Below are 6,668 nucleotides of genomic sequence, written 5' to 3' on the forward strand. Positions count from 1 at the left end.
GCCGACGAAATTCGCCGCCCCTCTTGCCGCCGACGCAAGGACCGGCAATCCTGAACAAGGAGACGCGTTGACTGTCTTCCGGGACCATTGCAAGACCACTGAAAACCCTGCTTCTGGCGGGGTTTTTTGTTGCCCTCAGACAGCTACTGCCAGCACAGGAAGCATCTCTGCAGGGGACTTCCTGACGAGCGCACGCTTGGCCTTCTCGGCTGCTACCCACGCATTGAATGCAGCCTCCCCGGATTGTTTCGACACCCGATCGAAGAAGACGACAGCACGATTGAAGTGGCTGGGGTTCGACTTCGCCAACCGCTGGGCATCCCGGTTACAAGCTCGACGAGATGCCGGAGCCTTCCGGCTTCGTTTTCCACCCTCGTTCAGTCCTAGGGACATGTACGCAGAGCCAGAATGCTTGATCGCATACATGAGCTTGCCAAGCGGCCCATGGACCTGCACACCACCGAAGGTGAAATGGTTCTTCCAGTTCGGCAGTGTCTTGTGGAACTGCCTCTGCCCCATGACGCTCGCCCGACCGAACACCGTTTCCAGAAGCCCGAAAAAATCCTCGTCCTTCATGCCTTCCGGCTTCTCCATGAGCGCATGGAAATGGAGCCGGGCAGCGCTTGATCCGCGACCACCCATCTCGTTCGTAGTCACGGTATCGTAGACGATCATCCGACGACCCGAGAGGCCATAGACATGGCAACGGCGGTTAAAGAACCCCTTCGGATCACCGGACGCGATTGCTTCGGCCTTGAGCTTCTGACTGATATGCCCGTCCACAAAGACGGCACGTTTCCCGAGGTCACAGAACAGCATCGCGGCGACGAACAGTTCCTGGACTACATCGGTCTGCCTGCGCCAGTCATACCTCGTCAGATCCTCAAAGAGGACCGCTCCATCGAGGTAGAAGGCAAGTGCATCAAGTTGCTCGACTTTCAGTGGTCTACCTCAAGGCCGTGGGTTACTAAAGCTAGCGATCGCGGTCCGTTCTACACCAAAACCCCTGTAAATGCAGGCTTTCCACGGCTTTTTCGACGCTTATCCCACTGAAAAATCGTCCCGGCGAATTTCTTGATTCTACTGGGCTTTCAACTTGAGCACGAAGCCCGGCGAAGCTCCTGTTTAAAGAGCTAAGGGCTCCGCCCTCGCGCGCTTCGCTTGCTACCCCAGCCCTCATTGGCGGGAGCCTAGTCCGGTGATGGGCTCTGCGGGCTTTCAGCCCTTCGGGTCCATCACCGGGGCGGTAGGATATGGGTCGCATCGGCCCGTCAACGGCAATCAGCGGGACCGTGGCTCAGTCGCTACGCTCCCTGCGCCCGCACCACTCCCGCAGATTCCCATTGACCGCCCTCACGCGACGGTTACCCGCGTTGGTCCTTTGTTGGTCCTCTTTGAGCTCCGTCCTGGGCTCGACCCACTGAAAATGCTATAAATCCTTACATTTCAAGGAGATAGCAATGAAGACGAAGACGACGATTTTCCGGGGCCTGACATTCGACATCTTGGTCGAAGAGCAGCGGAGCGATGACGCGCAGGGCGGCCGCCTCTGGTACCTCGCCGCCGTCTATGTCCGCGACCGGAGCGGCCAGCGGCACCTTGTCAGGAAATCGCGTCTTCCCGGCGCGGCCGAGGAGCTGGCGGCGCTAGTACGCCGTGACGGCTTGCGGGTGTTCGACCGCTTCCGACCTAGCCAAACAAGCGGCGAAGCAGCGGACGTTCGGCCAGTGCCTTCCACGCGTCTCGATCGGCCTCAGCAGCATCAGCCCGTCTCTTCTCCGCGAGACCGAGCGCTTTAAGGCCCTCGATGCGCTCTTCGAGCCGGGCGACATCTGCGAGGGTGGGACCATCCGGGGGACTGACCTCCGGACTGTCCGGGGGACTGTCCGAGGGGCTAGGCAACGCATCGAACGGGACAAGGATCCTAACTTGTCCATCGTTCCCATCGACGCGGTGCCACCCCTTGCGCCGCACAGTCTTCCGAGCGGAGTCAAGCTTGCAACCCCAGACTTCCGCCAGTTCCTTGTACGTCATGCTTTTGGTGTCCATAGGACTGTCCTCCGGTCGATCCGGGGGACAGTACCACGGTCATCTTTCACCATGGTTAACGTTGTCCTACCCCTGAATCCTTGCCGCCGCGATCGGCGAAAGGATTGAATCCTTGCGACGACATTCCGGCAAGGATTCGATGTCAAATCCTGTTGTAATTTCATACACTTACCGCAGTTGACGAAACCGGATTTGCATGATTCCAATCTCCCCGTCACAACACAGGGAGACACAAAAATGACCAGCATCGAAATCCAGCCGTGGGACGGCGTCGAGGCCATCGAGACAGAGGCGACGGCAGCCGATGGCAGATGGCTGTCGCTCTACGCCGCACCTCTTCCGGCGTGTCCGTGGGGCAGATGGGCATGGACGGTAGACACGCAGGCCGGAGCCGGCGACCATGAATTACGGCCCGTCGCCATGGGCATCGAATATTCACCCGAAACCGCGCGAGCAGCGGCCGAAGCAGCGGCCCGGCACTGGCTCCAGCCGAGACCTCGACTAGAGGCCGTCGCCTGAAAGGATCGACCATGAACGTCACCGCTATGAAAATCCCCACAGACAAGGCTCAGGATGCTGTCGACAAGCTCAACCACATCTCAGAGATGATCGTGGCGCTTTTGGCAACGTTCCCGCCAGAGGCACCAGCAGCCCGCGAGCTACTGAAGGAGGCAGACACTCAAGTCCGGAGGGCGAAATTCGAGATCGTTGACGTTCACAACGCGCACTTTCTCGCCATGCTCTATCGCTCGTAGCACTCTCAAAATCGGGCGGGTATAGACACCAGCCAACCGTCCGGAATGCACTCCACGGCCTTCCAGACGCGTTAGAATGTTGACGGCGGGGCTGAAAAGCCCCGTTTTCGCATTCTAGGCGCCGACGACGATCTTCATGGCTTCACTCCCTTGTCGTCATCATCCCCGCCCGGTTTCGCCCCAGCTCCGGCCTTGCCACCTTCGGCAGTCGCTTCCAGCGCCTCCTTGGCCTCCGCCGCCTTATCGGCCTTCCATCTCCGGAAAGCCGCCAGCACGCCCGCAGCCGCCGTATCGTCGGTTGCCCCGGATCGCGCATACGGCCGGAGCACCGCCCAATCTTCTGCCTTCACGACCTCATCGAGCCACGGTCGCACCTCGACAGGCAGGCGAGCATAGAGCTCCGCCGTCGCCATCGACCGAGCCACCGGCCGGGCCAGGTCCGACATGATCTTCGGCCAGGACGGCGCGCTCTTGTATGATCGAGGTTCCGGCTCCTGCCGAGGTTCCCGAACAGGCTCCGGCCGAGGAGGCTCCGGAAGCGGATCCGCAGCGGCAGCAGCCGGGAACAAGTTCACCAGGAAGGAGGCGACCGCCATCAACTGGATCGCGACCGACATCGCCGGATCGAGCCGCCGCCTCCGGTGAATCTTCCGCGTCATCAACGCCGCCCGTGCACGATCCGCGCAGTTTCGCCGCCTCTCCCGTTCCTCTGTCATGGCTCCCTCCATCTGGACCAACATCAAGGTTGCGGCCGAGGAGGGACCGGCGCAACGGCGGCAGGTTCGTAGCGCGACAGGCGGGCGCGCAGCTCGTCGCGCTGCGCCCCGAGTTCGGCAGCCGAGGCCGACAACGCCGAGGCCCGTTTTTCCGCCTGCTGCCTCCGATCGGATTCCACAGCGGCCCGCGCTGCTGCTGCTGCCTCCGCCTGCTGCCACCGTTCCACGGTTGGGCGAAGCTCCTCCACGATACGCGCTGCGACCCTCGATCGTCGAAGACCGTCCCAGAGCCCCCGGAGAGCGCCACCAAGGCCAGTCAGACGACGAGCCGCACTTGTGGCACGCTCAGCCTCCGCCATCGCTCTACGGGCCGTTTCCTCACGTTCCTTGGCCCTTCTCTCCGCCGCCTGGGCGGCGACGATTGCCGCCTTAGCGGCATCGGCCCTTCGCGCCGCGTCGGCGCGGAGGTGGGCCGCCTTCTCCCCGACCTGCCGGGCGAACACGTCGGCTTTCTCCTTCAGGGCCGCAGCCTCCTCCTGGACGACCTTCAGGGCCTGCGCCTGGTGTCGCTCCTGGTGCCATTCGACACGAGAGAGACGGCGCTGGGCAGGGCCGAGCCTGGTCAGCCCGGCAGGCATGCCAACAGCCCGGAAATAGCCGTCCTGCCACTCCCGCATCGCGTCCTTATAGGCTCGATCGGAACGCCGACGCATGGCCTTATCATCCTCACCTTCGACAGGACCGGCCGCCAGCACGGCCGCCTTCGCGACCTGGCCGGGATGGAAAAGAGACGCCCGCATTTCAGGATCACCCGGCAGGCCGTAGATGTGCAGGTGCCACTGCCGTTCATCGGTGTGCCGGACGACGGCCCGGAGATCGTCGCCAAGCTCCCGGCGAGCCCATGCAACGTTGAGGGCTTCCCACCGCTCGACCTCCCGCCGCTTCTCTGGGTCCGCCTCGATCTCCTCGACCGTGTACGGGTGACTGACGACGATCGTCATGAGGGTGTGCTGCTCCTTCCCCACGGATCGCGTTTTACCTCCGGCGATAGTCTTCCGGGCGACGGCCACCCGTTCATCGTGCTCGCGCTCCAGGTCCTCGACCGAACACCCCCAGACGATCGCCGGAGGCCGCGGCGACGACACATGCAACGAGGCCACAGGATCGCGGCGAGCCTCGGCAAGGACGAAGGACACCGTGCGGCCTCCCTTGTCGCCCTTCCGGCTGAAATTTTGCATGTGCGCGAACTGAAACCCGGCCATCTGGAACCCTCCCTCTCACAGGAGAATCTTGCCCACCGGCGGCGCAGGAATCCATGTCATTAGTGACCGACTAATGACACCAAGGTGTCGTCGGCCCTTCGGGGACCTGGCAGGGGCCTAGGGGTTCGACTCCCCTAGGGCGTACCACCCCTAGGACAGACCCTCGGACTGTCCCACGGCCTACGCGGCCACCAGCTCGAGCACGCGCCGGAGAGGCGGCGGCTCGAAATGGCGGCCGAGACGGGCAGCGTGTTCCCGCTCCCGATCGATGGCCGCCCGGACGGCCTCCCCGGCCTCCCGGAACATATGCCGCGTCCCCTTCACCTGTTCCGCCACCTCCCACGCCGAAGGCGCATGCGACGGCGGCGGCGGATCGAGGAGCGCCGTCATCATCCGGTCGATGTCTTCCCATGGCCGCCGATCCTCGACAGCTTGGAAGACCGCCGGAACATGACCGCCCCGCAGCAGGCGATGCCAGCGCGGCGGCTCGACAGAGCCGACGATTTCGACGTCGTCTTCCTCTGCCTCATCCACGCCCGGCGCATCCTCATCCCCCTCCGGCTCGATGCCAAGGGCATCGGCCAGCGTCTTCGTGATGACGCAAGACCTGGTTCCCGGCATCGCGGCGGCATACTCGGCGAACAACGCCCTATAGCGCGTGGCCGAGGCGCGGGCGGCAAGGTCCCACGGTGTCAGGCCCTTCTTGCCCTGCTTCGTCGCTCCGGCCGATGCCACTTCCCACGCGCCAGACCCCTTGGCGAGGTAGTCGGCAAGGTCTTCCTGCCGCCACATCACTTGCACGTCCTGCCCCGCGTCATCGGCATGGCCTCCGGCCGCCTTGATGTAGTCGCGATATCGGCCGACGATCCAGCGCCCGCCCTCTTCGGCCCTAGCGACGACAGACGACCAATCCCCCTGCAGGAGCATCGGCACGGCAACGTGCAGATGGAAATGCCAGCCGTGCGCCGGACTCCATGTGACCTCTGGACCGACCATGACCCCTGCGATTCCATACCGCTCCTTGGCCAGTTGCCACGGCTTGCCCTGCCGGGCCTTGGTGCAGGCGGACATGACGAGCTTCTTCAGATCGGCCAGCGCCTGCCCCTTCACATGCTGGACGGTCAACGTCAGGAAGACGACAGCACCGCCCTTGCGCTCCGTCGCGTCGAATACGCGCTGGACGCGCTCAGCCCGTTCCGCAGCGCGACGAGGCGCGCAGGAAGGGCAGAGCCACGGGCTATCGCAGAAGTACACGCCCTTGACCCCCGGCCGCGCTCCACGGCGCACCAGATGCACCGCCTCAGCCTGATATCCGGCCGTCCCGCACTTGCAAACGCCGGGCGTGGACTTGCCCGGCTGGGTCACATCCCGAAGGATTTCAGAAACGGTGTGCTTGAGTTTCCACCGCGCCACGACACCCCCTCTTGCCTCCGCCTTCGGCTCCGGCTGTGAGGTTGGTGTCAATGCAACGCCTCTTTTATCAAGCTGCGCGCCCTGACGGGCTTGCTTGGCGGCCTGACGGCCGTCAGGAGCGCCACGGAGGACTTCGACTGCGTCAGAGACCAGAGAGCGCACAATCGCGTCCAGCGGGGCTTGCTGGGCGATTAGAGACCTATCGAAATGGAAGGGGGTGGAGCGATTAGAATCCGACAAGCAGGCGCGCTTTCTCAGCGGTCGCCTGGTTGATTCTCAGCCCTGATTGCCCTACAATTGTTGACATCATTTCCTTGGTTCTCGGCGTTCGCGCCGAGCCTCAATTCGGGCACATCAGGTTTTTCCGACCAAAGAAAAACGACCTGATGAAGCCGGGGACCATCTAAACGGCTCGGTGCTTGCAACACCGGGCCGTTTTCAATTCTGCCCCTGTCCTCTGATTCGTGTCAAAC

Annotated in this window: 8 protein-coding genes; 4 read left to right on the forward strand and 4 right to left on the reverse strand. The window is 63.2% G+C overall.

Features of this window, described 5'->3' with window-relative positions:
- Positions 1–135: 135 nt before the first annotated feature.
- Complete coding sequence (locus tag ABOK31_RS35955; RefSeq protein ID WP_349963505.1) at positions 136–675, reverse strand: hypothetical protein; 540 nt, start codon at positions 673–675, stop codon at positions 136–138.
- A 24-nt stretch (positions 676–699) separates the two neighbouring features.
- Here ABOK31_RS35955 and ABOK31_RS35960 point away from each other — a divergent pair, with 24 nt between their 5' ends.
- The 4 genes from ABOK31_RS35960 (at position 700) to ABOK31_RS35975 (ending at position 2,804) form a co-directional block, all read left to right on the forward strand.
- Positions 700–1,053 (forward strand): hypothetical protein, encoded by a 354-nt coding sequence (locus ABOK31_RS35960; RefSeq protein WP_349963503.1) that lies wholly within the window; start codon positions 700–702, stop codon positions 1,051–1,053.
- Positions 1,054–1,460: 407 nt separating this feature from the next.
- The gene (locus ABOK31_RS35965) at positions 1,461–1,799 is read left to right on the forward strand and encodes a hypothetical protein (protein WP_349963502.1); all 339 of its coding nucleotides are present in this window, start codon (positions 1,461–1,463) and stop codon (positions 1,797–1,799) included.
- Positions 1,800–2,286: 487 nt separating this feature from the next.
- A complete protein-coding gene (locus tag ABOK31_RS35970; protein ID WP_349963500.1) occupies positions 2,287–2,568 on the forward strand; it encodes a hypothetical protein in 282 nt (93 codons plus the stop codon).
- 11 nt (positions 2,569–2,579) lie between these two features.
- Positions 2,580–2,804: a hypothetical protein gene (locus ABOK31_RS35975; protein ID WP_349963498.1), complete on the forward strand. Its 225-nt coding sequence runs from the start codon at positions 2,580–2,582 to the stop codon at positions 2,802–2,804.
- A gap of 134 nt (positions 2,805–2,938) precedes the next feature.
- Here the strand turns inward: ABOK31_RS35975 and ABOK31_RS35980 are convergent, their stop codons facing one another.
- The 3 genes from ABOK31_RS35980 to ABOK31_RS35990 form a co-directional block, all read right to left on the reverse strand.
- Complete coding sequence (locus ABOK31_RS35980) at positions 2,939–3,463, reverse strand: hypothetical protein (RefSeq protein ID WP_349963497.1); 525 nt, start codon at positions 3,461–3,463, stop codon at positions 2,939–2,941.
- An 80-nt stretch (positions 3,464–3,543) separates the two neighbouring features.
- Positions 3,544–4,545: a hypothetical protein gene (locus ABOK31_RS35985; RefSeq protein WP_349963496.1), complete on the reverse strand. Its 1,002-nt coding sequence runs from the start codon at positions 4,543–4,545 to the stop codon at positions 3,544–3,546.
- 417 nt (positions 4,546–4,962) lie between these two features.
- Complete coding sequence (locus ABOK31_RS35990) at positions 4,963–6,246, reverse strand: protein rep (RefSeq protein WP_349963507.1); 1,284 nt, start codon at positions 6,244–6,246, stop codon at positions 4,963–4,965.
- Positions 6,247–6,668: the final 422 nt, after the last annotated feature.

The organism is Rhizobium sp. ZPR4 (assembly GCF_040215725.1).
GTDB classification, from domain to species: Bacteria; Pseudomonadota; Alphaproteobacteria; order Rhizobiales; family Rhizobiaceae; genus Rhizobium; species Rhizobium rhizogenes_D.